Raw genomic sequence first — 26,629 nt, forward strand, 5'->3', positions numbered from 1 at the left:
GGTTACTCGATCACGATCTCACCGGTCATGCCGAGTTCGGCGTGGGTCTTGCCGTCGCTGGTCTTGATGTCGCAGCGCAGGTCGCTGGCGCGGCCGGCCGCGACCGGCACCAGCCACCATTCGGCGGATTGTCCCGGATAGACCTCAATCTCGCGGATTGCGCCCTTGAACTCCGCGAGCGTCACGACCTTGCCGTTCTGCTGCTGCGTCACCTGCACCTTGCGCGTGAACACCATCTGCGAGAACGCATGCGAGGTGAAGTAATGCGGATCGCTGCTCGTGTTGCGCAGGATCAGCTTGTAGAGCTTGCCGGTTTCAAACTTGAGTTGCTTCGGCGCGAATTCATGTTTGCCGGGTGAGCCGAGATCGACCGTCACCTCGATCGGCGTTTGCTTCGCCAGATCGCCCGCCGCCAGCGCAGCGCCCGAAGCGATTCCCAACCCAACGGCAGCGCCAAGTGCGAAGCGGAAGGAGGCCATGTTCGTTTCCCTTTGAGAAATCGCTTGTTGAAACAACGAGTTCATCCCTAATGCAAATGCGAATGACTTGCAATTAGATATCGGTCACGCTGCCTGCGGCGAATCGCGCAATTAGCCTCTGGCCGATAGGCCGTGTCCCTCGAACGCGGCGGGGTTTCGCGCGTTGAACCCGTGCCCGCGGGCTCCAACCCAACTGGAAGCGGAAGGCTCGGCAGATCGCTGCGACCGTTATGGCGCTGCCTGGGGTTTCGCAGATGTTTCCGCGCATTCAACGTGACGTCGATTTAATCTGCCCACACCGTCAGGCACTCATTGCATGGATTGCGGAGGCCAAATCTTCGACCCATATTGCTGAACAGCTTCCCCGATTTGCAGGTAGATTGATGCTCGACGGACTGCGCCAATTCATTGCCGACATCGTTGCGCCCAGTGCGGATTCGGATCTGTCGTTTGACGATACCGGGTACCTTCTGGCGGCGACTGCGCTGCTGGTTCACGTCGTCTCGCTCGATGGCGAGCCGAGCGCGATCGAGAAGCGCAAATTGCACAGTCTGATCGAAAGCCGATTCAAGCTCGATCCTGGTACGGCGGATCATTTGATCGCGCAGGCGACGCGGGCCGAAGGCGAGGCGGTCGATCTCTATCATTTCACCAGCGTCATCATGCGTGCGGTGAACGATGACGGCCGGCTCCGCATCATCGAGATGATGTGGGAGCTGGTATACGCGGACGGCCAGGTCAGCGAGTTCGAGGATAACGTCGTCTGGCGCGCGGCTGATCTGCTCGGTGTTTCATCGCGAGACCGGATCGATCTCAAGCACAAGGTGGCGGAGCAGCGGCAACCGCCCGCGCCCGGCGGCCTTTCGAAAGCGGCCGACGTGGCGACGTAACGGCGCCGCGGTTACACTCGTGGATTGCGCAGCACCGCAGATGACGAAACTTTAATGTGCCCCGCATCAGCCGCGAACAAGCGCGATAGGCCTGAAACTATTGAACTTCAATTGCCGGGGCGCGCAGCCGTGCATGGGCATATGCCATGCACGTGGCTTGCGTCACACTGCGCGCCTATGCTCTCGTTCCAGCGCTGGCGGCTATCTGCAATTGATTTAAGAGCATTCAATCGTGACCGAACGTGTGACGCTGATTACCGGTGCATCGGCGGGAATAGGCACCGAACTGGCGCGCGTTTTTGCATCCCACGGCCATCGTCTGGCGCTGGTGGCGCGGCGCGCTGATCGCCTGGAAGCGCTGGCGGCCGAAATCACGGCTGCGGGCGGCACGGCTCCGATCGTCATTCCCTGCGACCTCGTGCAGCCCGATTCCGGCGACAGGATTGCCGAAGCTCTGGCCGCGGCCGGCCTGGAAGTGGAGTACGTCGTCAATAATGCCGGCTTCGGCCTGTTCGGCCGGGCAGTCCAGCGCGATCGTTCCGATCAGCTCGACATGATCGCCGTGAACATCCACGCATTGACCGATCTGTCGCTGCGGTTCTCCGACCAGCTGATCCGCAACCGCGGCGGCTTGCTCAATGTCGGCTCGATCGCCGGCTTTCTGCCGGGTCCGGGAATGGCGGTCTATTACGCCACCAAGGCCTTTGTGCTGTCGTTCACGGAGGCGATGCGGGCCGAGCTGGCGCCGCATGGCGTGCGCGTGACGGTGCTCTGTCCCGGTCCGGTGCCGTCGGAATTCCAGGCGCGCGCCGGGTTCAGGCCCGGTTTCGATTCGGCCGTTCTCAAGGTTTTGCCCGCCGACGTCGCGCAGCAGGCCTATCGCGGCTTGATGGCGAACAAGCGGGCAGTGATGCCCGGCCTCGGCATCAAGATCGTGCCGTTTCTGCTCCGGCTGTTTCCGCGCTCCTTTATCCTCGGCGCCGTTGGCCGCCTCCAGCTCCGCCAGCGCTGAGAAAGCGCTGCTTTCCCTGCCGAAAACCTGCCCTTCCCGGCATCGCCGGTCAGGCTGCGGCGTCTGGCCCGCGACTTGCTTGGAATCTTTTGAGCGTGCGTGAACTCACGCGAAATTAAGACTCACTTAGGTATGGTTTCGGTTTGAGGTGCCCCAAGGCAATTTCGATGTCGTTCCGGTCGAGCAAAATTGGCGACAACATCCTGCCCTTTCCGGGCCAAAGGACGCTGGTTGCACCTGACGCGACGCCCCTCTTGCCCGTTCTGATCGTTCTCCATCAGGAGACCTCGACGCCGGGGCGGGTCGGCAATGCGCTGCGGGCGCTCGGCTATCCCCTGGACATCCGCCGGCCGCGGTTCGGCGACGCGCTGCCGGAAACGCTGGACCGGCATGCCGGCGCGGTCATCTTCGGCGGCCCGATGAGCGCCAACGACTCCGACGATTATGTCCGCCGCGAGATCGACTGGATCGAAGTTCCCCTGCGTGAGCAACGGCCGTTTCTCGGCATCTGCCTGGGCGCGCAGATGCTTGCCAAACAATTGGGCGCGCAGGTCGCGCCGCATCATGAAGGCCGGGTCGAGGTCGGCTACTATCCGATCCGTCCGACGGAGGCGGGACATGCGCTGTGCCCGGACTGGCCGGAGCGCGTCTACCACTGGCACGGCGAAGGATTTCAACTGCCTCGCGGGGCGAAACTGCTCGCCGAAGGCGACGATTTTCCGGTGCAGGCGTATCAGCACGGTCATGCGTTCGGCTTCCAGTTTCATCCCGACGTGACCTACGCCATGATGCATCGCTGGACCACGCGCGGGTGCGTCCGCATGGATTCGCCGGGCGCGCATCCGCGCCATCTTCACTTTGCCGATCGCGCGGTGCATGACGCGATCGAACGCGCTTGGCTGAAGAATTTCATCACCGGCTGGCTCGCGCGCCCGTCGCGCGCGATCGTGCTGGAAGCGGCAGAATAGCCGCCGCGCGGAATTTCATCCGCGCCTGCGAGCATCTTTCAAAATTCCTGGATGTGATAGTGTCGCTGCCTGAAGCCTGCGGACACCAGCAGGCCAATGGGAGGCGACATGACCGGCGACGAGTTCGCACGGCTCCTCAGTGATTTCACGCTGTCGGCGGAGTCAGGCGATGGCGCGCGCTTTGCCAGCCACTTCACCGAAGACGCCGTCTATTACGACTACATCTACGGCCCGCACCAAGGCCGCGCCGACATCGCGCATATGATGCAGAACCTGTTTCACCGCGACGCCACCGATTACCGCTGGGAAATGTTCGATCCCGTATTCGACGGCCGTCAGGGTTATGCGTGGTCGCTGTCGAGCTTCACGTCCACGATTCCTCAATTCGAGGGCCGGCGCGTGGTGATCGACGGCATGAGCCGCTTTCTCGTGCGCGACGGGCTGATCGCGGAATATCGCGAGTCCGTCAATGGCGGCGTCGCGATGGCGCAGCTCGGCGTCGAGCCGGCGCGGATGGAGAAAGTATTCCGGCGCTGGACGGGCTGGCTCAAAGAGCGGCCGGAAACGTTAGATTATCTGGCGCGGCCCAAGGGCTCGCGCGCGAAACGTCAATGACAGAAACGACAGGGAGGTCGCGGTGAACTATCAGCATATTCTCTACGAGGCGAGCGACAAGATCGCGACCATCACGCTCAACCGGCCCGACCGCATGAATGCGTGGACCGCGACCATGGAGCGCGACGTCCGCCACGCGATGGAGGCGGCGGCCGTTGATGACAGCGTCCGCGTCATCGTGCTCACCGGCGCCGGTCGCGCATTCTGCGCCGGCGCCGATATGGAGGCGTTGCAGAGTATCGATCCCAGCGAGATCAGGCGCGGCGAGAACATCCCGCCGTTCGACATGAACCGCCGGGCGGACTGGCAGACGCGCTATGCCTACTATCCGGCGATCCCGAAACCCGTGATCGGCATGCTGAACGGCGCCACCGCCGGCATCGGTCTCGTCCATGCGCTGTATTGCGACCTGCGTTTTGCCGCCGACAACACCGTCTTCACCACCTCGTTTGCGCGCCGCGGGCTGATCGCCGAGCATGGCATCAGCTGGATGCTGCCGCGCATCGTCGGCCACGCCAATGCGCTCGATCTTCTGATGTCCGCGCGGCGGGTGAGCAGCGAGGAGGCGCTGCGGATCGGGCTGGTCAACCGGCTCTATCCGCCGGACCAGTTGCGCGAACAGACCTATGCCTATGCGCGCGACCTGGCCGATTTCGTCTCGCCCAGCGCGATTTCGGTGATCAAGCGCCAGCTCTACGACGTGCCGTTCCAGACGCTGGCGGAAGCCACCATCGACGCCAACCGGGAAATGCAGATCGCGCTGAAGGGGAGCGATTTCCGGGAGGGCGTGGCGAGCTTTGTGGAGAAGCGGCCGCCGCGGTTTACGGGGAAGTGAGGGGGAGGTTTGGGTCGACGGCGGGGTTGCCGAGGCCCGGCTTCGCCCGTCGGGCTATGCCGCGGCAGCCTTCGCTTGCTTCGCTACGATAGGGCACGGGCAGGCTTGCCGAGCCGTAGCTTGCGAAGCAAGCGAAGGCTGGTGGAGCCAGGCGGGATCGAACCGCCGACCTCGTCATTGCGAACGACGCGCTCTCCCAGCTGAGCTATGGCCCCGTCGCGACCGCTTCGAAGTGACCCGAAGCGATCGACAATCGGCGCCATTTACAGTCCGGCCCAAGGCCAAGTCAAGAACGGTGAAAGCATCGATTTTGGCGCCATTTTGCCGGGAACTTCCCTTGTTTGCGGGGGGATGAACCGATATCTACTAAATATCCCTCCTCGCGAGCCCCCGCCACATGCGCGCTATCCTCGATATCGTCATCATCGTCCTCGACCTCTATGTCTGGCTTTTGATCGCTTCGGCCATCCTGTCCTGGCTGATCGCCTTCAATGTCGTGAACACGCGCAACCAGTTCGTCGCTGCGGTGGCCGAGTTCCTCTACCGGATCACCGAGCCGGCGCTGGCGCCGATCCGCCGGTTCATGCCCAATCTGGGCGGGCTCGATATCTCGCCGATCATCCTGATCCTGGTCATCATGTTCGTCCAGCGGGTGATTCTCTACTACATCTATCCCAACGTCGTCTGATCGCAGGCGCCGGTCGCCGATGGATAGCTCATGGATCCCTGGCGCTATTCCACCGAGGGCATCAGCATTGCATTGCGGGTGACGCCGCGCGGGGGGCGCGACGACATCGACGGCATTGAAACGCTCGCCAACGGCCGCTCCGTGGTCAAGGTGCGTGTCCGCGCCATCGCCGATGGCGGCGAGGCCAACCGCGCAGTCACGGAACTGCTGGCGAAAGTGCTCGGCGTGCCGAAGGCGAGGGTGAAGATTCTTTCAGGCACGACCTCGCGCCTCAAGCAGGTCGCCGTCGGCGGGGATCCCAAAATTCTCGGCGAAACGCTGCGAAAGGTGACCGCCGCCAAGCCGGAAAAGACGAAGGATTGAGATGACGGCACGCATTATCGACGGAAAAGTCATTGCTGCGGAGCTTCGCGCCCACGTTGCGGAAGAGGTCGCCCGGGTCAAGCGCGAGCATCAGCTCACGCCGGGCCTTGCGGTGGTTCTGGTCGGCAACGACCCCGCCAGCGAAGTCTATGTCCGCAGCAAGCATACGCAGACCCAGGCCGCCGGCATGGCCTCGTTCGAGCACAAACTGCCCGCCGATGTCGCGCAGGCCGATCTGCTGGCGCTGATCGCAAAACTCAACGGCGATCCGGCCGTGCACGGCATTCTCGTGCAATTGCCGCTGCCGAAATCGATCCACACCGAAACCGTCATCAACGCGATCGACCCGGCCAAGGATGTCGATGGCTTGCACCCCAACAATGCCGGCCGGCTGGCCGGCGGCTTTGCCGCGCTGTCGCCCTGCACGCCGCTCGGCTGCATCATTTTGACCAAGAGCGTGCATGCCTCGCTGGAAGGCATGAACGCCATCGTGATCGGCCGCTCCAACCTGGTCGGCCGCCCCCTGGTGCAATTGCTGCTCAATGAAAATGCGACGGTGACGATCGCGCATTCGCGCTCAAAGGATCTGCCGCAACTCTGCGCCCGCGCCGATCTGGTCTATGCCGCCGTAGGCAAGCCCGAAATGGTGCGCGCCGGCTGGATCAAGCCGGGCGCCACCGTGATCGACGTCGGCATCAACCGCCTGCCATTACCCGATGGCAAGACCCGCCTCGTCGGCGACGTCGCGTTCAAGGAAGTGGCGGAGGTGGCAGGCGCGATCACCCCGGTGCCTGGCGGCGTCGGGCAGATGACGGTGGCGTGCCTCCTGGTCAACACGCTGCGCGCGGCCTGTGCGATTCGCGGGCTGCCGAAGCCGGGCGTGTGAGGCAGCGCGCATTTCTCACCTCGTCATTGCCTACGACAAACGCGAAGCATTTGCGCAAGGGAGCGAAGCGACGAAACAATCCATCCTTTCTTTCCGCGGTGAGATGGATTGCTTCGCTTCGCTCGCAATGACAGAGAAGTCGGATATCCCGCCGCGTTCTCGATAAGTCGCCGATAAAACCGGATCCTGTCGGCATAGCTCTCGATCGAGAGGCAGCGCCTACTTCTTCTTCGCCCGCTCGATGCCTTCCAGGATCAGCCGGTGGGCGTCCTCGGCGTTGCCCCAGCGCAGCACCTTCACCCATTTGCCCTTCTCGAGATCCTTGTAGTGCTCGAAGAAGTGCTGGATCTGCTGCAGCGTGATATCGGGGAGGTCGCTGTAATTCCTGACCTTATCGTAGCGCTGGGTCAGCTTCGAGGATGGCACCGCGATGATCTTCTCGTCGCCGCCGGCCTCGTCTTCCATCAGCAGCACGCCGACGGGGCGGACGCTCATCACGGCGCCCGGCACGATCGCGCGGGTGTTGGCGACCAGCACGTCGCAGGGGTCGCCGTCGCCGGACAGCGTATGCGGGATGAAACCGTAATTGCCGGGATAGCGCATCGCCGTATAGAGGAAGCGATCGACCACCAGCGTGCCGGCTTCCTTGTCCATTTCATATTTGATCGGCTCGCCGCCAACTGGCACCTCGATGATGACGTTGACGTCGTGTGGCGGACTTACTCCGATCGGGATGGCGTCAATGCGCATAGGGGCTCCGCTTTGCGTTAAGGGGCACGCCTGGAAATCAGGCGCGCGTTAGGGTCCGTTTAGACCCGCAGCAGAGCAGGGGAAAGCCTCAATTAGTCCAGGCGAAAGCGACCTTATCGAGCGACTTCGGCCCGAACTTCTCCGAGGAGCGGGCCACCATCCGGCCGCCGAGCGCGCGGTAGAATTCCGTCGCCGGATCGTTGTCGGACAGCGCCCAGATCACCATGCTCTTCAGCCCGCTCTGCATCAGATCGCGCCGGGCGGAGGTGAAGAGGCGGCGGCCGAAGCCGAGGCCCTGGAATTCCGGCCGCAGATAGAGCTCGTAAATCTCGCCTTCGAAATGCAGGCTGCGGGCGCGGTTGCGGCCGTAATTGGCGTAGCCCGCGACCCTGTCACCGAACACCAACACGCTGACGCGGCTGCCTTTGCGGATCGCGCTGTCCCACCATTGCGGGCCGCGACGGTTGATGAGTTTTTCGAGCTCGGCGCCGGGAATGATGCCCTGATAGGCGGACCGCCAGGCTTCATCATGGGTAGACGCCACCGCGGCTGCGTCTGCAGCCTTGGCCGGTCGGACCTCGATCAGGGTTGTGCTCATAAGCTGATCAAAGCAAGTCGGCGGGCCGGCTTCAAGGTCCATCGTTAATTATCGGTTAACCTGTGGATTTTCTGCATCAGTTATGTGTGGTTCTGTGCCGAAAGAGGACAGCGGGCCTGTCTTAACCGGTATTTCCTGACGAATGCTGGGCGCAATGGTTGTCAGAGTCATCCAGCAAAACGTCTCCGCGAATTCCGTTCACGGAAAAATGCGCTGGATTTGATTCGCCGGCGGTATTCTGTTGGTGACTTCGGATTGCGCCCTCCCTCGGCTGTATCAGGCCCATTCATGCATCCGCCAAAGCTGCTTTGTGCGCTGGTTCTCGTTGCCGCGCTCGGTATCAAGGCCGCATCCGCGCAGCCCGCCCTTGGCGCGCAAGGTGCGGAGGGCGAGCCTCACCGGCTGCAGCATTGGCTGGTGCCCTCTTCCGATCCTGTCGCCGCGGCGCATGCGGTGCTGTTTCGGCCGCCCGGCGAGGGGCCGTTTCCGCTTGCCGTGATCGCGCACGCCTCCACCCAGAACGTGCTGCGACGGGCGCAAATGCCGCAGCCCGAATACCGCGCGCTCGCCGCCTGGCTGGTGGCGCGCGGTTTTGCCGTGCTGGTCCCCGAGCGTCCGGGCCATGGCGCGACAGGCGGAAAATACCTCGAAGATCAAGGCGGCTGCGACGAGGCTGATTACGTCAGGTCTGGCCGCGTCACGGCGGACGAGATCGCCGCCGCGGCCGGCCATCTGCGCAAGCAACCCTTCATCCGCCCCGAGGCCATGGTCGTGATCGGCCATTCGGCCGGCGCCTGGGGCGCACTGGCGCTGGCCGGCGAAGACCCAAAGAAAATTGCCGCTATCGTCGCGTTCGCACCGGGGCGCGGCGGGCATGCCAATGATTTTCCCAACCGGGTCTGCGCGCCGCATACGCTGATGGCCGCGGCCGGCGAATTCGGCAAGGCTGCGCGCGTGAAGGTGACTTGGCTGGTGGCCGCCAATGACAGTTACTTTTCGCCCGCTTTCTCGCGCCAACTGGTCGACGCGTTTCGTGGCGCCGGCGGCACGGCCGATTTTCGCGTGCTGCCGGCGCATGGCAGCGAAGGTCACTGGCTGGTGGAAACCGAGGGCGGGGTAAAACTCGCCGGAGGCGAACTCGATCGCGCCTTGAAGGCGCGATTTCCAACCCCGGCGGCCAAGCGATGACGCTGTATTTCCTCGTCAAATACCTGCATGTGCTCGGCGCGATCGTCATTCTCGGCACCGGCACCGGTATCGCGTTCTTCATGCTGATGGCCCATCGCAGCCGGGATGCGGCCTTCATCGCGCGCACGGCCGGGACCGTCGTGATCGCCGACATGCTGTTCACGCTGACGGCGGTGCTGCTGCAGCCGGTGAGCGGCGGCGTGTTGATGTGGTTGTCCTCTACCATGTGGAGCGAGCGCTGGCTGATGACCTCGCTCGGGCTCTATGCGGTTGCGGGACTGTTCTGGGTGCCGGTGATCTTCATGCAGATCGAAATGCGCGATCTCGCGGCCAAGGCGGTTGAGCAGAACCTGGGGTTGCCGCCGCGCTATTTCACACTTTTCCACCGCTGGTTTCTGTTCGGGATTCCCGGTTTTGGCTCTGTCATGGCTATTCTCTGGCTGATGATCGCCAAACCGATCTAGGCAAGCATGAACGCCGACATCCGAAAAATCCTCGTGCTCGGCGCCTCCGGCCTGATCGGCCGCTTCGTCACCGATGATCTGCGCGGGCGGGGATTTCCTGTGGTGGGTGTTGCCCGCAAACTGCCCGCGTCGCAGAAACGCGCCGCGCTCGATCTCGAACTGCCGGTCATGTCGATGGTAGCGGCGACGCTGGCGCGGCTGCTGCGCGATCACCGCATCGATGTCGTCGTCAATTGCCTTGGCGTGCTGCAGGACGGCCCCGGCAGCGACACGGCCGCCGTGCATTGCGATTTCGTCGCGCGGTTGTTGCAGGCGATCCGCGAAAGCGACCGTGCGATCCGGCTGGTGCATGTCTCGATTCCCGGCACGACCGAGACCGACCGCACCGCCTTCAGCACCACCAAACGCGAGGCCGAGCGGCTGATCGCGGAATCCGGCGTCGCGTTCACGATCCTGCGGCCGGGCTTCGTGGTGGCGCTTGCGGCCTATGGCGGCAGCGCCATGGTGCGCTCGCTCGCGGCGTTTCCGATCGATCTCCCGGCCGCCGAACGTGCCGCGCCATTCCAGCCGGTCGCCATGGAGGACATTGCCGCGACCATCGCCTGGCTCGCGGCGCGCGATCCCGGCGAGGCGAACGCCGTGACGTGGGACCTGATGCAGGAGCAGCCGGTCACGCTCGGTGACGTGATCGATCAATTCCGCGAGGTATTCGGCACCGGCAGATGGCGGCGCATTGTGATGCCGGTGTTCTTGCTCGATTTCGGCGCCAGGCTCGGCGACCTCACGAGCCTGCTCGGCTGGATGCCGCCGATGCGAACCACGGCGATAGCGGAGCTGCGCCGCGGCGTAAACGGCGACCCGGTCGGCTGGATGGCCGCCACCGGCATCGTGCCGAAGCGCATCGAACAGATGGCCGGAAAACGCCTGGCGACCATCCAGGACAAATGGTTTGCCCGGCTGTTCCCGATCAAGGCGCTGATGGTCGCAAGCCTCGTGCTGTTCTGGGTCGTCTCGGGCTTCATTGCGCTGGTGATTTCCTATGACGCGGCGGCAGGGATCCTGCATAGCCACGGCTTTCCGCCGTGGCTCGTCGCTCCCGTCACAATTGGCACAAGCCTGATGGATATGAGCATCGGCGTGCTGATCGCGTTCCGCCGCACCGCGGCATCGGGTCTGATCGCGGGCATCGTCGCCTCGCTCGGCTATATGATCGGCGCGGCGATCCTGACGCCGGACCTCTGGATCGAGCCGCTCGGCGCGCTGGTGAAGACCGGTCCCGCCGTGGTGCTGATGCTGGTGGCGCTGCTGACCCTGGATAATAGATGACCGGAGGCTGGCCCGACGACGACGTGATCCTCTATGACGGCGTCTGCATCTTCTGCTCGCGCTGGGTCCGCTTCGTCGCCACCCGCGACACCGAGCGGAGATTCCGCTTCACCGCGATCCAGTCGCCCTACGGCACGCGGCTGGCGCAGGCGTTCGGTATCGATCCCGATGATCCCGATACCAATGCCGTCGTCCATGGCGGCGTCGCGTATTTCAAATCCGACGCCGCATTAATGGTGCTGGGCTCGCTGCCCGGCTGGCGGTGGACGCGGGCATTGTTCGCCGTGCCGAAGCCACTGCGCGATGGCGTCTATACGCTGGTCGCGCGAAACCGGTACCGGATTTTCGGGAAGTATGAGGAGTGCTTCGTGCCGGATGCGAGCATGAGGGCGCGGGTGATGGAGTAGGATTACGGCTTCACTTGAAAGATGCTTCAAATGACAGGGGCTCAAGATGAATGAATTTGTCCAGCGGAGGCGCAATCTCGAACATTCGGGGAATCTTTGAATAATCGTACAGTCGGCAAATCCGAAATTCCGTCGGCCTTTCCTTTGAAAACGATAGCTCGTTCCTCGTCAGATAGAATGGAGCAGTCTGCGAGCCGACGGTTGTCTTTACCTCAAGAAACCGTTCACGGCCTTTTTGATCGAAAGACAAAATATCGTAGCCGGCACCGTCACCTTCCTCTTTAGATATCCAGCGGACCTTTCTTGCAAGGTCATGTCTGTCCGCTTGCCGCAGACGCTGCTGCTCAAAATTGAAGATCATTTCTTCGCCGTCATGCCCGAGCCTGCGATTGACGAAATCGCGCTCGGCAGGATTGAACTTCCGCACGAGTCGTTGAACGATCTCCGGCCGTTCCTTCTTTTGCTCAAGCAAAGGAGGAGGTTCTATGAAAAGCGGAGGTCGTTCAGTGAAAGCCCCAGCCAAGGCTTCCGGATGCTGAGCGGTCGGGTGTTTCAGGATATATCGCTCTATCGCGTTCACGATCGACTTCTGAAAATGTACCCTCGGCTTGTATCCGTTGATCCAGGGCAAATCGAGCTGCTGTAACACCGCTGAAATGTTGTGATGCTTGAATTCGATCGAGCTGTTGCTGCGATCGATCTGGGCCATGAGAGCCTTCCGATGCTGGGTCTTATCGTAGGATACCCGCCGTATTTCGGCGCTCAGCATCGAGTAATAGTCAGCAACGATCAGATCGAGTTCCTCGACCGTCCAATCCTTGTTGCGTTCGCCGTCGGCCATTTCGTCAGTACTGATGCGGGGCCACCACTTGATCTGGATATAGCCAAACTGGCTTTCTTGGCTCCAGATCGTGCTTTTCGCCAAACCATCGTACAAACTCAAATGGTGGCTCTTTTTCCTCCCAATGGGATTTCAAGAACTCGTCGTCAAACCCGGCATCTTCGATGGTTATCGCATAGACCTCTTCAAGCCGCAGATCGACGACGCGTCGCCAGTCTGTGAAGCCGATCTCTGACCACGACCAGCCATCTTTGTGAGGGTTCATTGGGAGCCTGCACCTATCTCAACAGGATCTGCTAAGACGGGCAGGATAGTTTGTCCGCCAGAGTTGAGCAACGTTCAATTGGAACGTTGTTCACCGCGAGCCGTAACTTGAGCAGGATGAAATTGGCCTTGGCAGTGGCGAAGACCATCTACGTGCTCCGAACGCCAGCCGGTCTGAGGACCACGAGCCTGCCCCATTTCTACTTTGCATGGGGTTGTTTTCGAGATTTTGTGTCTGGGTGCCCCTTGGCGACCCTACCAGTCCGATTTATTGGCCCGCGAGCGCCGCCATCACTTCCTCCGCCGCCCTCTCTCCGCTGTCCCGTGCCCCATGCGCGGTCGTGAAAAAATCCGGTGAGGTCGCCTCTCCCGCAAAGAACAATCGTCCGTCGACGGGCGCGGCCAGTATCGCACGATCCCCCGCATGTCCCGGCAGCGCATGCGAGTACGAACCGCGCGCGAAGGGATCATGAGCCCAGCGCGATTCCGCCAGCGGCTTCAGCTTGCGGCGAAAATCGTTGCCGAGGATTGAGACGATCTCGTTGATGCTCTCCGCCGCGAGCGCGCCGGGGCCGGCGTCTTCCAGCGATTGCGCAAAACGGCCGCCGAAAAAACCTTCGATGCAGGGCTGGCCGAATGGGCGGATGTGATAGGTGCCCATTGCGGTGCGCATGGTGGCGGCGCGCAGATTGCCTTCTTTCGGCAGCGCCTCCGGCTCGTCCAAAGCGAGCGTCACCTTGTCGGCAAGGCCGAGCGGCAGGCCGCGCGCGGCGTCGACCTTTGCCGGCAGGGGCGGGTGAAATCGGATCGTCTCGTCGGCGATCAGGTTGGTCGGCACGGTGACGATGACCTTGTCGGCCGTCAGCGTGCCCCGGGAGGTCTCGATGCGGATGCGCTTTGCCGAATGATCGATCAGCGTCACTTTGCAATTGAGCGCGAGTGGACATGTCGCGCCGTAGGCGGCAATCAGCGCCCCGTAGCCGCGGCGGATTCGCCAGTTGAGGTCGGTATCCTCATAGGCGTCCATATCGAGAAGGGAGACGGAATCGAGCTCGCAGCCATTGATGTAGGTCGAGATCGCATCGATCATCGGGTTCCAGCGGTTGCCGGGCTCGAGGCAAGCATTGGCGGGGCCGTCGCGGCCGCTTCGCTCGGCCTCATCAGCGGCTTGCTCGGCGCGATCGTAGAACGCGTTCAGCGCGCGGATGAAGTCGTCGCGGTCGTCCTGCGGAAACGCCTTGCCATAGGCGCGCTCGCCCCAGGGCGGCAGCGCCTTGTTGATTTCGAAATTCAGCTGTTCGGCAATTTGGACGAAGGAGTTTTGGTCCGCCGAATGCAGCCAGCCGCAGCCGACGTCGAAGGTGACGTCAGGCGAGGCCATGATGGTATGCGCCCGGCCGCCGACGCGGTCGCGCGCTTCCAGCACGATGGTGGAGAGACCGGAATTCTTCAGCGCATTCGCAGCGCCGAGGCCCGCGGCGCCGGCGCCGATGATCGCGATATCGACTGAGGAGGGGAGGGACATTACGTCGTCTGCTTCATCGTCACGCCGGAGCAAAAGCGCGAAGCGCGTCTTCGCGCGAGATGTCCCGGGCATCCACGTTCTTTTGTCGCAGTATCGAAGACGTGGATGGCCGGGACAAGCCCGGCCATGACGGTTTCTTCGATGGACAGGAGGCCCTTACGCCACCGCTTCCTTGGCCTTTTCCGCGCGCTTGCGGTCGTTGGCGTCCAAAAACTTCTTGCGCAGGCGGATCGATTTCGGGGTCACTTCGACCAGCTCGTCGTCCTCGATATAGGCCAGCGCCTTTTCCAGCGTCATCCGGATCGGCGGCGTCAGGCGCACCGCTTCGTCCTTGGAGGTGGTGCGGATGTTGGTGAGCTGCTTGCCCTTGAGCACGTTGATCTCGAGGTCGTTGTCGCGGGTGTGCTCGCCGACGATCATGCCCTTGTAGACCTTGCAGCCCGGCTCGATCATCATCGGGCCGCGGTCTTCCAGCTTGAACATCGCGTAAGCCACCGCTTCGCCCTGATCGTTGGAGATCAGCACGCCGTTGCGGCGGCCCTGGATGTCGCCCTTGTAGGGCGCGTAGCCGTGGAACAGGCGGTTCATGATCGCGGTGCCGCGGGTGTCGGTGAGCAATTCGCCCTGGTAGCCGATCAGGCCACGGGTCGGCGCGTAGAACACCAGCCGCAGGCGGTTGCCGCCGGAGGGGCGCATCTCGATCATCTCGGCCTTGCGCTCGCTCATCTTCTGCACGACGACGCCGGAATGCTCCTCGTCGACGTCGATCACGACTTCCTCGATTGGCTCCTTCCACTGGCCGGTGGCCTCGTCCTTCTGCAGCACGACGCGCGGACGCGACACCGAGAGCTCAAAGCCCTCGCGGCGCATGGTCTCGATCAGGATCGCGAGCTGCAATTCGCCGCGGCCGGAGACTTCCATCGAATCCTTGTCGGAAGCCTCGACCACGCGGAGCGCGACATTGCCTTCGGCTTCGCGCAGCAGGCGGTCGCGGATCATGCGCGAGGTGACCTTGTCGCCTTCGGTGCCGGCGAGCGGCGAGTTGTTGACGATGAACGACATCGAAACCGTCGGCGGATCGATCGGCTGCGCCACCAGCGGCGTTTCGACGCTGGGATCGCAGAAGGTGTCGGCGACGGTGCCCTTGGTGAGGCCTGCGATGGCGACGATGTCGCCGGCTTCGGCTTCATCGAGCGGGGTGCGCTCGATGCCGCGGAAGGCGAGGATTTTTGTGATACGCCCCGTTTCGATGGTCTTGCCGTCGGCACCGAGCACCTTCACCTGCTGGTTCGGCTTGATTGAGCCCGAGGTGATGCGGCCGGTGATGATGCGGCCGAGATAGGGATTGGCTTCGAGGATGGTGCCGATCATCCGGAACGGGCCCTCCTCGACGGTCGGCGGCGCGACATGGCGCACGATCAGGTCGAACAGCGGCTGCATGCCGGCATCGTGCGAACCGTCCGGGCTGTCGGCCATCCAGCCCTGCTTGGCCGACCCGTAGAGAATCGGAAAATCGAGCTGCTCCTCGCTGGCGTCGAGCGCCGCGAACAGGTCGAACACCTCGTTGATGACCTCGGTCGGGCGGGCGTCGGGGCGGTCGACCTTGTTGATGACGACGATCGGCTTCAGCCCGACCTTGAGCGCCTTGGAGACCACGAATTTGGTTTGCGGCAGCGGACCTTCGGCGGCATCCACCAGCACCAGCGCGCCATCCACCATGTTCAGGATGCGCTCGACCTCGCCGCCGAAATCGGCGTGGCCGGGGGTGTCGACGATGTTGATGCGGGTGTCCTTCCACTGCACCGAGGCGGCCTTGGCCAGAATGGTGATGCCGCGCTCGCGCTCCAGGTCGTTGGAGTCCATTGCGCGCTCGGTCACCTTCTGGTTCTCGCGATAGGTGCCGGATTGCTGCAGCAGGCGGTCGACGAGGGTGGTCTTGCCGTGGTCGACGTGGGCGATGATGGCGACGTTACGAAGGTTCATGGCTCTTCTTCTGGTCGTGCAAAGGTGAATGCGCGATCTCACCGGAAAACCGGGACCCACTTTTCCGGATCGCGCTTCTAAAACCTGGAATACCGGCGCGTGATGACGCTTCTTCGAATCGTCATCCCGCTCCATCTATTTTGTTCGAGCATGATCTCCGGGCAAACGCGTACCGCGTTTGTCCCGAGGGAAAACCGGTACCCACTTTTCCGGATCATGCTCCGGGGGCGCTTTTCCCCCAAAAAGGAAGCCCGGCCAAAAGGACCGGGCAATACCTTACGCGTTGCGGCGCAATATATTCAGAAAACGCCAAAAAACAATGGTTTGTTTGCCATTTGGTTAGCCGATTTTGGGCGCGTCCGCGGCCTTAATTGCCCTTTTCGGGGTCGGGATAGACCCCCCGCAAGACCTCCTCGAAATGGGCTTTGACCGCCTCATTGCACTGGCAGGACCGGTTTCGCAGCGCATCCGGGTTACGGACCAGGATCGAGCCGCGCCGGGTCTCCAGCGTGCGTTCCGCCTTGAAGGTCTGAATGACCCGGCTGGTATAGGAGCGGCCGACGCCGAGCAGGGTCGCCAATTGCTCGTGAGTCAGCGGCACGACCTCGTCGCCGTCGGTGCGTTCCATCGCCGAAACGATCCATTTCGCCGTGCGCTGCTCGATTGAATGGATGGCATTGCAGGCGGTGGACTGGAAGATCTGGGCCAGCATGCAGTCGGCATAGCGCGCGAAGATGTTGTTCAGGGTGCGCGACTTCAGTTTCGCCGCATCGAGCTTGCTGACCGGCATCCGCACGAAGGGCCCGGCGAATTTGACGGTGATGCGGGTATACGCCGGAAGGTAGCCCTGGCTGACGATGCCGCCGACGGCGCCTTCGCGGCCGATCAGGATGGTCTCGACATCGCGGCCGTCCTCGTTGGTCACCATGTAGGACACGAGGCTGGGACCGCAGGGAAAGTGCACGGTCTCGACGTGGTCGCCGGGGCTGTAGAGCAGGTCGTTCGGAGCGGCGTCGGCCGGGACGAGGTGCGGTTCGATCAACGCAAAATCGGCGTCGTTCAGGCGGCGCAGCAAATTGTTGAACGGCCGCTCGCCGGCCGTGTCTTCCTGTCGCGAAATCATTGAAGGTTCCTGCTCCCCGCCGGAGCACAATAATCGGTCCAAAGCGGTTTATGTGTTCACTAGTGGACAGACGGTAGCAACTTACATATGGTGGTTTCGGTTCCGGAACCGGCGATGCGCTATTATGGGCGTCGGCTGGCATTGCGCCTTCCGGGGCTTCGGCCCGGGCTTCTGATCAAATGCTGAACCTTGAACTGGCGAGAGACATGGAACCCGCCTCCTATGACGGCATGCCCAACGATGTGTTGATCGTTGAAGACGATCCAATCATTGCGCTCGATTTCGAAGACACGATTTTGGGGTTTGGCGTGAAGACGGTGCGGGCCGCCGCGAACGTGGCCAAAGCGCTCGATATGATCGCCGACCGGCCACCGGAATTCGCGCTGCTCGATGTCAGCCTGATCCGCGAGAAGAGTTTTGCCGTAGCCGAACGGCTGGAGGCACTCAAGATTCCGTTTGCCTTCGTCACCGGCTATGGCGCCGACACGATGCTGCCGGCGGCGTTCGCGACGAGGCCGCGGCTGCCCAAGCCCTATTCGACCGACGCGCTGCAGGCGCTCTTGAAGAACGGTTGCAGCAGGCCTTGAGCGATTGCGGCCGTCGCGACGGCTACACGGGCTTGGGATCGAGCGTTGTCGACCACAGCGCCACGTCGGCGCGGTCGCGCAAGGTCACCGTCATCTGCCCGCTGGCGCCGTTGATCCTGACATGGCCAAAGAACTGCATGCCGGCCGATGGCGGCAGGTTTTGATTGCCGGGTCCCGACGCCTTGATGAACTTCAGTTCGGGACCGAAGGTGTTGTCGAGTTCGTTCGGGCCGAACGTGCCGGCGTGCAGCGGCCCGGCGACGAACTCCCAGAACGGGTCGAACTCCTGAAACTGCGCCTTGTCGGGATTGTAGTAGTGCGCGGCCGCGTAGTGCACATCCGCCGTCAGCCACACCGTGTTGACGACGCCTGATGTCTTGATGAAGCGCAGGAGGTCGGCGATCTCCAGTTCGCGGCCGCGCGGCGGCCCATCGCCCTGCGCAACGGCCTCCGAGCCCTTCTTGTTGGGCGCATCGTCATAGACGATGATGCTGAGCGGCATGTCGGATGCGATCACCTTCCAGGTGGCGCGCGAATTTATCAGCCCCCGTTTCAGCCAGGCGAGTTGCGCAGGCCCGAGAAAGAAGCTTTCCGGCCCGTAGGCCGTCTCCTGGTTCGCGCCATTGGGGCCGCGATAGCTGCGCTCATCCAGCATGAACACGTCGAGATGCGGACCGTAATTCAGCGTGCGATAGACCCGTCCCGGCTCCGCGATGCTCTCGCGCATCGGATACATTTCGTGGAATGCGCGCGCCGCGCGGGCGGCGAGCAGGGCGATGTTGCGTTCCTTGTAGGTCGCGGGCAATTCCTTCGACAGCGACCAGTTGTTGGTGACTTCGTGGTCGTCCCACTGCACGAACACAGGCACTTCGGCGTTGAACGCGCGCAGATGTTCGTCCATGAAATTGTACCTGTGCGCGGCGCGGAATTCGTCGAGCGTTTCGGCGACCTTTGCCTTCTCCGGAATCGTGAGATTCTTCCAGACCTTGCCGTCGGGAAGCGTCACCTCGCTCTTGATCGGTCCGTCGGCATAGACGGTGTCGCCGGAGTGCAGCAGAAAATCCGGGCGATGCTTGCGCATGGTGGCGAAGGTGAGCATGCCGCCGTCGTCCGGGTTGATGCCCCAGCCCTGTCCGGCAACGTCGCCGCCCCAGACGAAACTGACGTCGCGGCGATCGCGAGGGGCGGTGCGGAACCGTCCGACTACCGGTTCGCTTTCGATGCCGATATGCGCGAGGTCGCGAAACCGGACACGGTAGAAAATCTGCTGTCCGGCAGGCAGGTTCTCCAGCAGCATTTTTGCGGTGAAGTCGCTTTCGGGCAGCGCCGCGATCGGCGGCAGCGCCCGTGCGTCGGCAAAGGACTCCGATGTGGCGACCTCGACCAGCATTTGCGAGGGGCGATCGGCGCGCGCCCACACCACGCCTCCATCGGCGCCGATATCGCCGGATTGCACGCCGGAGGTGACGACCGGCCGGTCGTCGGCGCGGCTGAGATAAGGCATCGCAAGGGCGCTGATAGCGCCGGCGCCCGCGGTGGAGAGAAAACGGCGCCGCGAAATTCCGCGGCGATCATTGCGGGAAATCCTGAACGTCATGCGAGCCTCTTTCGGATCTGGCGGATGCGACGATAGCACCGACAGACCTAGAAAGAATTGATGACGGTTGGATTACCGGATTTGCAGATCAGGCGTTGCCGGCTGCGCGGAATTGCGCGCTCGCCCGTTGCAGGTTTTGCGGCATGCTCATCAACAACGCCTTGCGGTCGGCCACCGCGTTGTGGAACTGCTCGATCGCGATGTTGAACGCGGTCAATGTGCCATCCTCGATCGCGCCGTGCTCGAAACATTGCAGCGTGTCGCGCAGAATGGCGTCGGCTTCCGACTGCATCCGGTCGAGCTCTTCCATCGAATCGCATTGGCGGGCGGCAGTGAGCATGTCGAGAAGCCGGTCGCGCTGCGACGTGTTGATGCTGCGATCATCCTTCTTGAGATATCCGGCGAACCAGGCGCCGGCGGAACCCATCGCCGACAGCGCCATCAACGCCCACCAGATGTAATCGCTGTAGCGGTCGAGAAAGGTTTTTTCCTCGCCGTCGACAAAGGCTGCGGCGCCGGGATGAACGGGGATCGTGGCGTCCTTGTCGGTATCGGGCGTCTCGATCTTGGCCGCCAGCGGAAATTCGGTCTTCAGCGTCTGGCGGATCGCAAACAACTGCCGCGTGAAGGTGGCGATGGTCGATTCTGCAACACCCCTGCGCGCCACGATGTGGTGCGAGAAGCTGATTGTCTTGATCTCCTCTTCGGGCCGGCTCGGCGCGCTGCCAAATGTTCCGGCCGGGATGTCGGAGGCCTCGTAGGCGGGATGGTTCTGCGCAATCGCCTCGGCCGAATCGATCGCGAGGAATTTCGGCGTGCCGCCGTCGCGCGCGGAGGCGGCAATCGCGTCCGTTGTGATCTTGCTGTTGACCGGGCCGGCGGCGAGATAGGCGTCCGCCTTCTGGTTACGAATGGCTTCAGCGGCTTCGTTGGCGGGGAACTGGATGATTTCGACCTTTGCCGGATCGACGCCGTATTGCCGCAGGATCACCTTGAGCAGATTGACATTGGCCTGGGTGCGGCCGACGACGCCGATGCGGCGTCCGGCGAGCTGGCCGATTTTCGTGATGGCGGGCGCGGCCTTCTTTCCCTTGGTCTTGGCCGCAGGCGGCACCCACAGCACCGCGACGTTCTTGCGCAGCGTCGCCACGGCCTGCGCATTCTTCGGCACATCGAGGTCGCCCCGGATGATGGCGAGATCGGCCTTGCCTTCTCCGAGCAGGTTGGCGCTCGCCAGCGCGCCATCGGTTTGCACCGGGCGCAACCGGACCACGCTGTTTCGCTGGTTGTTGAAGGCCTGCGTCAGGGCTTGAACGACCTTGAGGTCGTCGCTGTTGGCGGGGCCGACGGCGATCCGCAGGGTCACCGGCCGCATGGCGAAGTAATAGCCAGCAACCAGCGCGCCGACGATGGCGAGCACGCCGGCCAGCGTGACGAAGGTCAGCCGTCGTTTCGCTGAGCGGGGCGAGGGTGGGGCCGGCTTTTCCGAAAGGAGGGGGCCGTCGCTCATCAATCCCTGGATGATCGTTGGAGGTGCAATTTCATGCCGCCGGCACACTTACACGCGTACTCTAGCAAATTTCCCGCTTAACCATTGTTACATCTCCGTCATGGTTACCGGTGCCCCCAAGAGGCCAGTTGCGGTCTGTTCCGGGGCTGGGGATCCCCGATGCGGTCTTCGGTGTTAGGGTAGAGGCGGTTTGAAACGGGAGGCGATCATGGCGGAACGGCTGTCGGCGGAGGCGCGGAAATCGGCGCTGGCGGAACTTCCCGGCTGGTCCGAGACGCCGGGACGCGAGGCGATCGCGCGGACCTACACCTTCACAGACTTCAACGAAGCCTTCGGATTTATGTCCCGCGCCGCTTTGGTGGCGGAAAAGAACGACCATCATCCGGAATGGAAGAACGTCTACAAGACGGTGGAAGTGGTGCTGGCGACCCACGACGCCGGCGGCGTCACCCGGCTCGACATCGATCTGGCCAAGGCGATGAATGCGATCGCGAGGCAATTGGGCGTCACCTGAGTTCGTGCGCCCATGATCTTGCAGGGCGGGGCGGACATCCCCAATTCTTGAATCATACGAGCGGCCGCGGCGATCCGCCGCGCCGGGTTCCGAGGAGCGCCGCGATGGCATCGTCCGATCACACCGTGGGTTTCGAACCGGCCGACCGGCTGGCGCAGGACCGCGAGAGCGTGCGCCGGCGCTTCTGGATCAAATTCAAGCAGGTGGTGGCGCAGCTTCCCTTTGCCGAGGATCTGCTCGCCGCTTACTATTGTGCGTTCGACAAAGAGACGCCGCGTCACGTGCAGGCGGCGCTGCTCGGCGCCGTTGCCTATTTCATCCTGCCGTTCGATTTCATGCCGGACATGCTGCCGTTGCTCGGCTTTACCGACGATGCCGCCATCCTGGCCACCGCCATCCGCATGGTCGCCGGCCACATCACGCAGGAGCATCGCGATGCCGCCCGCGCCGCCTTAAAGCGCGGGATCGACGCCGCCGAAGCGACGGATTGAATAGCGAAGAGCCCCGTTCGATGTGAATCGGAACGGGGCCCTGGATTTTTGATTTGATGCGTTTTCCTTAGCGCTGTGCCGGCGGGTGAGCCTGCGCTCTTGCGCCCCGCTCGGCCTCCCACGCCTGGAATTGCTTGAACAGGGTTTCCTTGTCTGCATCCGTCTTGACGCTTGCCGCGGTCGCCGGGCTCTGCTTCAGGAATTCGTCGAACCTGGCGCGCGTCACGGCCTCGACGTTGTGGCTCTTGAGCCATTGTTCGGCGACCGGCAGACGCTGCCAGTCGGGCAACGGCGTCGACAGCGAGACCTCCTTCCACTTCGGGTGGAACGGCGGGTTCTGGAACGTCGGGAACTTGGTGAAAAACGCGTCCACGAACTGAGCCAGCTTGCGGTAGCGGTCGGTGTTGGGGGCCCAGTTGTAGGCGGCGAGCACCGCGGGCACCGCGATGGTATCGACCTTCTCCCCTTCCGCAATCAGGTTGGGATAATCCTTCGACGTAAGGGTTGCGGGCAGATAGTCGGTCTGCAGCGGACGCGCATAGTCGACCGGAACGAGGTGGAAGCGGTCGTCCTTAAACGCGCTGACCGATTTGTACGGCTTGCCGCCGCAGGCGATCACGGCGTCGATCTCGCCAGCCTTCAGTTTCTCCATCGCAATGCGCTGTTCGATATAGAGGAAGTTCGGCTTGATGCCGAGCCGCTCGAACACGACCGCCGCGGTGACGAAGGTGCCGCCGTTGGGAAGGTCGACGCTGACCTTCTTGCCGTTGAGCTGGCTCACATTGGTAACCGACTTCGACGCGATGACATACATTTCTTCATTGTAAAGCTTGGTTACATAGGTGAACTGCTTCTTGATGTCCTTCGCAAAGCCCTTTTTCTCGAGATAGTCGAGCGTGTCCGCTCGCACGATGCCGAGGTCGACGCCCTGCAGGAACAGGATATCGGCGACGCTCTGCACGGAGCCGCGCCCGACGATCGGAAGTACGCGCAACTTGTTTCCGTCGTCGAGCACGGAAGCGAGATCGGCACCGAACTGCACATAGGTGCCGCCGATCGTTCCCGAGATAAGCGTGACTGTGTTCTGGTTCAGCGCCTGCTTGGTGGCGACCGAGCCGAACTGAAAAATGGCCTTCAGGCTATCGCTGACCTTGGCCGGATCGTATTCCGTCTCTGCGGCCTGGGCCGCCGTGTTGCTGCATGCCATCGTTATGGCAAGCAATGCCATTCCGAACAAATGTCGCATAGATACCTCTGCGCTGGTCTTGAGTAAGTGCCTAGTTCTGCCTAGTTCTGCAGCTGACCGAGCCGCCGTTTCGCGTCCGCCGAACCGAGCTGGGCGGCCTTCTGATACCAAACCCGCGCCGCCGCCGGATCTGCTGTGACACTCCGCAAATCCTGGCTGCCCAGCACCAGCGGATCATACGTCCCCGCCAGCATCAGCGCCGCTTCCGCCTCCTGTGCGTCCGCGGCCCGTTCGAGCAGCAATCGGGCGGAGGTGATATCGCCGATCGCAAGCAGGCTCTTCGCCCGGTTCAGCAGCGCCGCAAGCTCGTCCGGATCGATGCGTCTTGCCGGAACCGCCTCACGCGTCACCGGAACGGGCTCGCGAACGGCCGGAGCGACCGCGACGACCGGGGCCGCTGGCGTTACCGCAGCGACCTCGCGGGAAGCGTCCCGCGCCACAGGCTCAGGCACCGCGACCTTGCCCTTGAGCGCGCTCTGATAGGCGGCGGCGATTTCGTCGCGGGACGGCGATGCCGATGCCAGCGCATTGGGCGGCGTGCGGCGTGCGGCCGCAACCTCCGCGCCGGTCGGTTCGGCGGCGAGCGGCGGCGCTGCAATGCTGCGCTGCGGCTGCGCAGGCTCCGGCACCGCCGCGGCAAGCTGAGCGGGCGGCGGTGCACTGCCGCCGCCACCGCCGAGCGAGGCGTTGAAGATGACGGCGCGCGTCGAGTCGATGGAAAACAGCGCGAGAACGGCCGCTATCGCCGACACCACCACCACGCCGGTTACGATGCGCCCCGCGCGCGCTTTCTTCAGCCCGCCGCTGCCGAACCGTCGGTTGCCGCTCGCGAAAGCATATTCGGAAAGCTGCTGATGGGCCTCCTCCTCGTAGTTGGAGAGGAAAAGCGGTACCGGCTCGTGTGACGGCAGCTCCTCCGGCAGCACATCCGTCCGCTCAAACGACAGCGCAAAGGGCTGCTCGTATTGAGGCCGCTCGTATTCGGGCTGCTCATATTGAGGTTGCGGCTCATGCTGCGGCTCGTACCGTAGCTGCGCTCGTAGCTGCTCGTATCGAGATTGATCGGCTTCATACAACCGAGGATCGCTGATGGCTTCGTCGAACCGGTCAAACGGATCTCTTGACTGAACCGGTCTGGTATTCTCCGCCATGGTTGATGCTCCCCACTACTTGAACGCAACGACGGGCGTCCCCTGCACCTACTTCTTGCTTTTGTTGACGTACAGGGCGCCCTTTACTGATGGTTAAAGTCGCATACGGAATGGGTTCAAAAAACGACGGCGGCCGGGGTGAATTGGGAGATATTTTGGTATGATTGAGGCAGAGAAGCGGCATAAGGGGGTTTTGGAACACGCATTGTTACCGAGAAATTATCTCGGTGACATGACATCGAGGCATGCGTCACATCGCGACACACCTCCGCGGCCCGCGCATCGCACGGGCCGTTCGAGCTTTTTCAAGCGGACAACAATTCAAAAATTCAACGGATAATCCGCCATTTCCTTTCAGGGATGCAGGATCACCTTGCCCATCGCCTTGCGGCCGGCGAGCACCTTCAGCGCTTCGGCGGTTTGCGCCAGCGGGAACGTGCGGTCGACATGCGAGGAGATCTTGCCTTCCGCGGTCCACTTCACGAGCTTTTCCAGGTTGGCGCGGTTCTTCTCGGGATTGACCCTGGTCCACGCGCCCCAGAACACGCCGCGGATATCGCAGCCCTTGAGCAGCGCGAGGTTGAGCGGCATCTTCGGAATGTCGCCCGCGGCGAAGCCGATCACCAGGAAGCGACCTTCCCAGGCGATCGAGCGCAATGCAGCTTCGGCGTAAGTGCCGCCGACCGGATCGAAGATGATGTCGACGCCCTTGCCGCCCGTGAGCCGGCGCAAGCCCTCTTTCAGGTCTTCCTTGCTGTAGTTCAGCGCGAGCTCGGCGCCATGTGCTTTGGCAAATTCGAGTTTCTCGTCCGACGATGCGCAGGCGATCACCTTCAGGCCCATCAGCTTGCCGAGTTCGCAGGCCGCAAGTCCGGTGCCGCCGGCAGCGCCCAGCACCGCGAGCGTCTCGCCGGGCTTCGGACTGGCGCGGTCTTCCAGCGCGTGCAGCGCCGTGCCGTAGATGATGATGATGCCGGCGGCGCGATCGAAATCCAGATTGTCGGGAATTTTCACAATTGAGTTCGCGGGCAGCGCGATCTTTTCGCGCGCGCCGTTGTGGCCGCAGGACGCCACCACGCGGTCGCCGACCTTCAGGTCGGTGACCCCTGCGCCGACGCTTTCGATCACGCCGGCAACCTCGGCGGCCGGCGAAAACGGGAAGGGCGGCTTGATCTGGTACTTGCCCTGGATCATCAGGATGTCGAAGAAATTCAGCGCCGCGGCCTTGATCGCAATCACGGCCTGTCCCGGTTCGGCCACCGGATCGGGGACGTCGGCCAGCACGAGGTCGTCGGGTTGGCAATATTGCGAGCAGAGAATGGCTTTCATGGGCGCACCTGATTTCGGACCGGGAAAGAAAAGGCTGGATGCTTCTTGCCGGAATTGAAGGCAGGCTACAATCCGATTCAGGCGCATGGCTTCATGGTGGTCGAGGGGGATTCAAACGATGTTTGAAAAGGGCCTGCTGGCGGGAAAGCGGATATTGGTCACCGGTGGCGGTTCGGGGCTCGGGGCTGCGATGGGTCACCGCTTCGTCGAGCTCGGCGCCGAGCTGATCATTTGCGGCCGCCGGCTCGAATTGCTGGAGGCGACGGCCGCGCGGATGCGCGGCGAGCTCGGCGGCAAGGTGGGCGTGATCAGCTGCGACATCCGCGACGGCGCCGCGGTCGATGCCATGATGGAAGCGATATGGCGGGAGGCGCCGCTCGATGTGCTGGTCAACAATGCCGCCGCGACGTTCATCGCGCAGACCGAACATCTGTCGCCGCGGGCGGCGGACGCGATCCTGGCGCCGACGCTGCACGGCGCGATGTATTGCACGCTCGCCGCGGGCAGGCGCTGGATCGACGGCAAGCACAGGGGCGTGGTGTTGAGCATCCTCTCGACCTCGACGATCACCGGCCGCGCCTTCACGGTGCCTTCGGCGATGGCGAAATCGGCCGTGCTCGCGATGACCAAAAGCCTTGCGGTGGAATGGGGACCCAAGGGTGTGCGCACGGTCGCGATCGCGCCCGGCGCGTTTCCGACGCCGGGGGCTTCGGGTCAGCTCCGTCCCGAGGGCCGCGATGAAAGCTGGGCGCAGCGCAATCCGCTCGGCCGCGCCGGCGAGCATGGCGAACTTGCGAACCTGGCGAGCTTTCTGATTTCGGACCAGGCCGGCTATATCAATGGCGAGATGGTAGTGCAGGATGGCGGCGCCCATTTGCGCAGTTCCGGCGCCGAGGATCTGTTGCAATGGACCGATGCGCAGTGGCAAAAGCAGCGCGAGCGCCGTCCCAGGGGCTGAAACCGAAGCCTGCGTTTTTGATTCACCAAAGGGACTTGGGA

At 62.9% G+C, this 26,629-nt stretch carries 29 protein-coding genes and 1 tRNA gene; 16 read left to right on the forward strand and 14 right to left on the reverse strand.

What is annotated here, in order from left to right:
• Window positions 1-2: 2 nt before the first annotated feature.
• The gene (locus JQ624_RS02935; RefSeq protein ID WP_212417308.1) at window positions 3-479 is read right to left on the reverse strand and encodes a hypothetical protein; all 477 of its coding nucleotides are present in this window, start codon (window positions 477-479) and stop codon (window positions 3-5) included.
• 383 nt (window positions 480-862) lie between these two features.
• Between JQ624_RS02935 and JQ624_RS02940 the strand changes: the two genes are divergently transcribed.
• The 5 genes from JQ624_RS02940 to JQ624_RS02960 all read left to right on the forward strand — a co-directional run bounded on the left by JQ624_RS02940 (window position 863) and on the right by JQ624_RS02960 (window position 4,799).
• Window positions 863-1,369, forward strand: a complete 507-nt coding sequence (locus tag JQ624_RS02940) for a TerB family tellurite resistance protein (protein WP_212417309.1) — start codon at window positions 863-865, stop codon at window positions 1,367-1,369.
• Between the two features lie 232 nt (window positions 1,370-1,601).
• The gene (locus JQ624_RS02945) at window positions 1,602-2,381 is read left to right on the forward strand and encodes an SDR family oxidoreductase (protein ID WP_212417310.1); all 780 of its coding nucleotides are present in this window, start codon (window positions 1,602-1,604) and stop codon (window positions 2,379-2,381) included.
• Window positions 2,382-2,548: 167 nt separating this feature from the next.
• The gene (locus JQ624_RS02950; protein ID WP_212417311.1) at window positions 2,549-3,349 is read left to right on the forward strand and encodes a glutamine amidotransferase; all 801 of its coding nucleotides are present in this window, start codon (window positions 2,549-2,551) and stop codon (window positions 3,347-3,349) included.
• 108 nt (window positions 3,350-3,457) lie between these two features.
• Entirely contained in the window at window positions 3,458-3,964 is a 507-nt protein-coding gene (locus JQ624_RS02955) for a nuclear transport factor 2 family protein (RefSeq protein ID WP_212417312.1), read from the forward strand.
• A 22-nt stretch (window positions 3,965-3,986) separates the two neighbouring features.
• Entirely contained in the window at window positions 3,987-4,799 is an 813-nt protein-coding gene (locus tag JQ624_RS02960) for an enoyl-CoA hydratase (protein WP_212417313.1), read from the forward strand.
• A gap of 139 nt (window positions 4,800-4,938) precedes the next feature.
• Here the strand turns inward: JQ624_RS02960 and JQ624_RS02965 are convergent.
• Window positions 4,939-5,014 (reverse strand) — tRNA-Ala (locus JQ624_RS02965).
• 182 nt (window positions 5,015-5,196) lie between these two features.
• On the opposite strand from JQ624_RS02965, the gene JQ624_RS02970 reads away from it, so the two are divergent.
• The 3 genes from JQ624_RS02970 to folD are packed head-to-tail and all read left to right on the forward strand — an operon-like array spanning window position 5,197 to window position 6,736.
• Window positions 5,197-5,487: a YggT family protein gene (locus JQ624_RS02970; RefSeq protein ID WP_212417314.1), complete on the forward strand. Its 291-nt coding sequence runs from the start codon at window positions 5,197-5,199 to the stop codon at window positions 5,485-5,487.
• A 30-nt stretch (window positions 5,488-5,517) separates the two neighbouring features.
• On the forward strand, window positions 5,518-5,850 hold the full coding sequence (locus tag JQ624_RS02975; protein WP_212417315.1) for a DUF167 domain-containing protein: 333 nt from the start codon (window positions 5,518-5,520) through the stop codon (window positions 5,848-5,850).
• A 1-nt stretch (window position 5,851) separates the two neighbouring features.
• Window positions 5,852-6,736 carry a bifunctional methylenetetrahydrofolate dehydrogenase/methenyltetrahydrofolate cyclohydrolase FolD gene (gene folD / locus JQ624_RS02980; RefSeq protein WP_212417316.1) on the forward strand — a complete coding sequence of 295 codons (885 nt, stop codon included), beginning with the start codon at window positions 5,852-5,854 and terminating at the stop codon, window positions 6,734-6,736.
• 219 nt (window positions 6,737-6,955) lie between these two features.
• Here the strand turns inward: folD and ppa are convergent, their stop codons facing one another.
• Together ppa and JQ624_RS02990 are read right to left on the reverse strand one after the other, a co-directional pair.
• Entirely contained in the window at window positions 6,956-7,486 is a 531-nt protein-coding gene (gene ppa / locus JQ624_RS02985; protein ID WP_212417317.1) for an inorganic diphosphatase, read from the reverse strand.
• Window positions 7,487-7,574: 88 nt separating this feature from the next.
• Entirely contained in the window at window positions 7,575-8,084 is a 510-nt protein-coding gene (locus JQ624_RS02990; RefSeq protein WP_212417318.1) for a GNAT family N-acetyltransferase, read from the reverse strand.
• A 288-nt stretch (window positions 8,085-8,372) separates the two neighbouring features.
• Between JQ624_RS02990 and JQ624_RS02995 the strand changes: the two genes are divergently transcribed.
• Genes JQ624_RS02995 through JQ624_RS03010 form a run of 4 tightly spaced genes read left to right on the forward strand, consistent with a single transcriptional unit; the run spans window position 8,373 to window position 11,469 of the window.
• Window positions 8,373-9,272, forward strand: coding sequence for a S9 family peptidase (locus tag JQ624_RS02995; RefSeq protein ID WP_212417319.1), 900 nt, complete (start codon window positions 8,373-8,375; stop codon window positions 9,270-9,272).
• Window positions 9,269-9,736 carry a DUF2269 domain-containing protein gene (locus JQ624_RS03000; RefSeq protein ID WP_212417320.1) on the forward strand — a complete coding sequence of 156 codons (468 nt, stop codon included), beginning with the start codon at window positions 9,269-9,271 and terminating at the stop codon, window positions 9,734-9,736. The genes JQ624_RS02995 and JQ624_RS03000 overlap by 4 nt, the downstream gene beginning before the upstream one ends.
• 6 nt (window positions 9,737-9,742) lie before the next feature.
• Window positions 9,743-11,062 (forward strand): SDR family oxidoreductase, encoded by a 1,320-nt coding sequence (locus tag JQ624_RS03005; protein WP_212417321.1) that lies wholly within the window; start codon window positions 9,743-9,745, stop codon window positions 11,060-11,062.
• Entirely contained in the window at window positions 11,059-11,469 is a 411-nt protein-coding gene (locus JQ624_RS03010; RefSeq protein ID WP_212417322.1) for a thiol-disulfide oxidoreductase DCC family protein, read from the forward strand. Before JQ624_RS03005 ends, JQ624_RS03010 begins: the two co-directional genes overlap by 4 nt.
• Before the next feature lie 10 nt (window positions 11,470-11,479).
• Here the strand turns inward: JQ624_RS03010 and JQ624_RS03015 are convergent, their stop codons facing one another.
• The 5 genes from JQ624_RS03015 to JQ624_RS03035 form a co-directional block, all read right to left on the reverse strand.
• Complete coding sequence (locus tag JQ624_RS03015; protein ID WP_212417323.1) at window positions 11,480-12,310, reverse strand: DUF3883 domain-containing protein; 831 nt, start codon at window positions 12,308-12,310, stop codon at window positions 11,480-11,482.
• 4 nt (window positions 12,311-12,314) lie between these two features.
• A complete protein-coding gene (locus JQ624_RS03020; protein ID WP_212417324.1) occupies window positions 12,315-12,575 on the reverse strand; it encodes a hypothetical protein in 261 nt (86 codons plus the stop codon).
• 267 nt (window positions 12,576-12,842) lie between these two features.
• Window positions 12,843-14,099, reverse strand: coding sequence for an NAD(P)/FAD-dependent oxidoreductase (locus tag JQ624_RS03025; RefSeq protein WP_212417325.1), 1,257 nt, complete (start codon window positions 14,097-14,099; stop codon window positions 12,843-12,845).
• 156 nt (window positions 14,100-14,255) lie between these two features.
• Window positions 14,256-16,082: a translational GTPase TypA gene (gene typA / locus JQ624_RS03030; RefSeq protein ID WP_212417326.1), complete on the reverse strand. Its 1,827-nt coding sequence runs from the start codon at window positions 16,080-16,082 to the stop codon at window positions 14,256-14,258.
• 367 nt (window positions 16,083-16,449) lie between these two features.
• Window positions 16,450-17,205, reverse strand: coding sequence for a Crp/Fnr family transcriptional regulator (locus JQ624_RS03035; protein WP_212417327.1), 756 nt, complete (start codon window positions 17,203-17,205; stop codon window positions 16,450-16,452).
• Window positions 17,206-17,411: 206 nt separating this feature from the next.
• Between JQ624_RS03035 and JQ624_RS03040 the strand changes: the two genes are divergently transcribed.
• The gene (locus JQ624_RS03040; RefSeq protein WP_212417328.1) at window positions 17,412-17,792 is read left to right on the forward strand and encodes a response regulator; all 381 of its coding nucleotides are present in this window, start codon (window positions 17,412-17,414) and stop codon (window positions 17,790-17,792) included.
• 22 nt (window positions 17,793-17,814) lie between these two features.
• On the opposite strand, the gene JQ624_RS03045 is transcribed toward JQ624_RS03040, so the two are convergent.
• Together JQ624_RS03045 and JQ624_RS03050 are read right to left on the reverse strand one after the other, a co-directional pair.
• Window positions 17,815-19,389 (reverse strand): alkaline phosphatase, encoded by a 1,575-nt coding sequence (locus tag JQ624_RS03045; RefSeq protein ID WP_212417329.1) that lies wholly within the window; start codon window positions 19,387-19,389, stop codon window positions 17,815-17,817.
• 88 nt (window positions 19,390-19,477) lie between these two features.
• Window positions 19,478-20,899 carry a TAXI family TRAP transporter solute-binding subunit gene (locus JQ624_RS03050; protein WP_212417330.1) on the reverse strand — a complete coding sequence of 474 codons (1,422 nt, stop codon included), beginning with the start codon at window positions 20,897-20,899 and terminating at the stop codon, window positions 19,478-19,480.
• A gap of 190 nt (window positions 20,900-21,089) precedes the next feature.
• Between JQ624_RS03050 and JQ624_RS03055 the strand changes: the two genes are divergently transcribed.
• Together JQ624_RS03055 and JQ624_RS03060 are read left to right on the forward strand one after the other, a co-directional pair.
• Window positions 21,090-21,413: a 4a-hydroxytetrahydrobiopterin dehydratase gene (locus JQ624_RS03055; protein ID WP_312014370.1), complete on the forward strand. Its 324-nt coding sequence runs from the start codon at window positions 21,090-21,092 to the stop codon at window positions 21,411-21,413.
• A 104-nt stretch (window positions 21,414-21,517) separates the two neighbouring features.
• Complete coding sequence (locus JQ624_RS03060) at window positions 21,518-21,904, forward strand: YkvA family protein (protein ID WP_212417332.1); 387 nt, start codon at window positions 21,518-21,520, stop codon at window positions 21,902-21,904.
• 67 nt (window positions 21,905-21,971) lie between these two features.
• Here JQ624_RS03060 and JQ624_RS03065 read toward each other — a convergent pair whose 3' ends face one another.
• The 3 genes from JQ624_RS03065 to JQ624_RS03075 form a co-directional block, all read right to left on the reverse strand.
• On the reverse strand, window positions 21,972-23,150 hold the full coding sequence (locus JQ624_RS03065) for a TAXI family TRAP transporter solute-binding subunit (protein ID WP_212417333.1): 1,179 nt from the start codon (window positions 23,148-23,150) through the stop codon (window positions 21,972-21,974).
• Between the two features lie 41 nt (window positions 23,151-23,191).
• Window positions 23,192-24,301: a hypothetical protein gene (locus JQ624_RS03070; RefSeq protein ID WP_212417334.1), complete on the reverse strand. Its 1,110-nt coding sequence runs from the start codon at window positions 24,299-24,301 to the stop codon at window positions 23,192-23,194.
• A 354-nt stretch (window positions 24,302-24,655) separates the two neighbouring features.
• A complete protein-coding gene (locus JQ624_RS03075; protein ID WP_212417335.1) occupies window positions 24,656-25,630 on the reverse strand; it encodes an NADPH:quinone oxidoreductase family protein in 975 nt (324 codons plus the stop codon).
• Between the two features lie 118 nt (window positions 25,631-25,748).
• Here JQ624_RS03075 and JQ624_RS03080 point away from each other — a divergent pair, with 118 nt between their 5' ends.
• The gene (locus JQ624_RS03080) at window positions 25,749-26,588 is read left to right on the forward strand and encodes an SDR family oxidoreductase (protein ID WP_212417336.1); all 840 of its coding nucleotides are present in this window, start codon (window positions 25,749-25,751) and stop codon (window positions 26,586-26,588) included.
• The last annotated feature ends 41 nt before the right edge of the window (window positions 26,589-26,629 follow it).

The organism is Bradyrhizobium sp. AUGA SZCCT0283, from assembly GCF_018130385.1.
Lineage (GTDB): Bacteria > Pseudomonadota > Alphaproteobacteria > Rhizobiales > Xanthobacteraceae > Bradyrhizobium.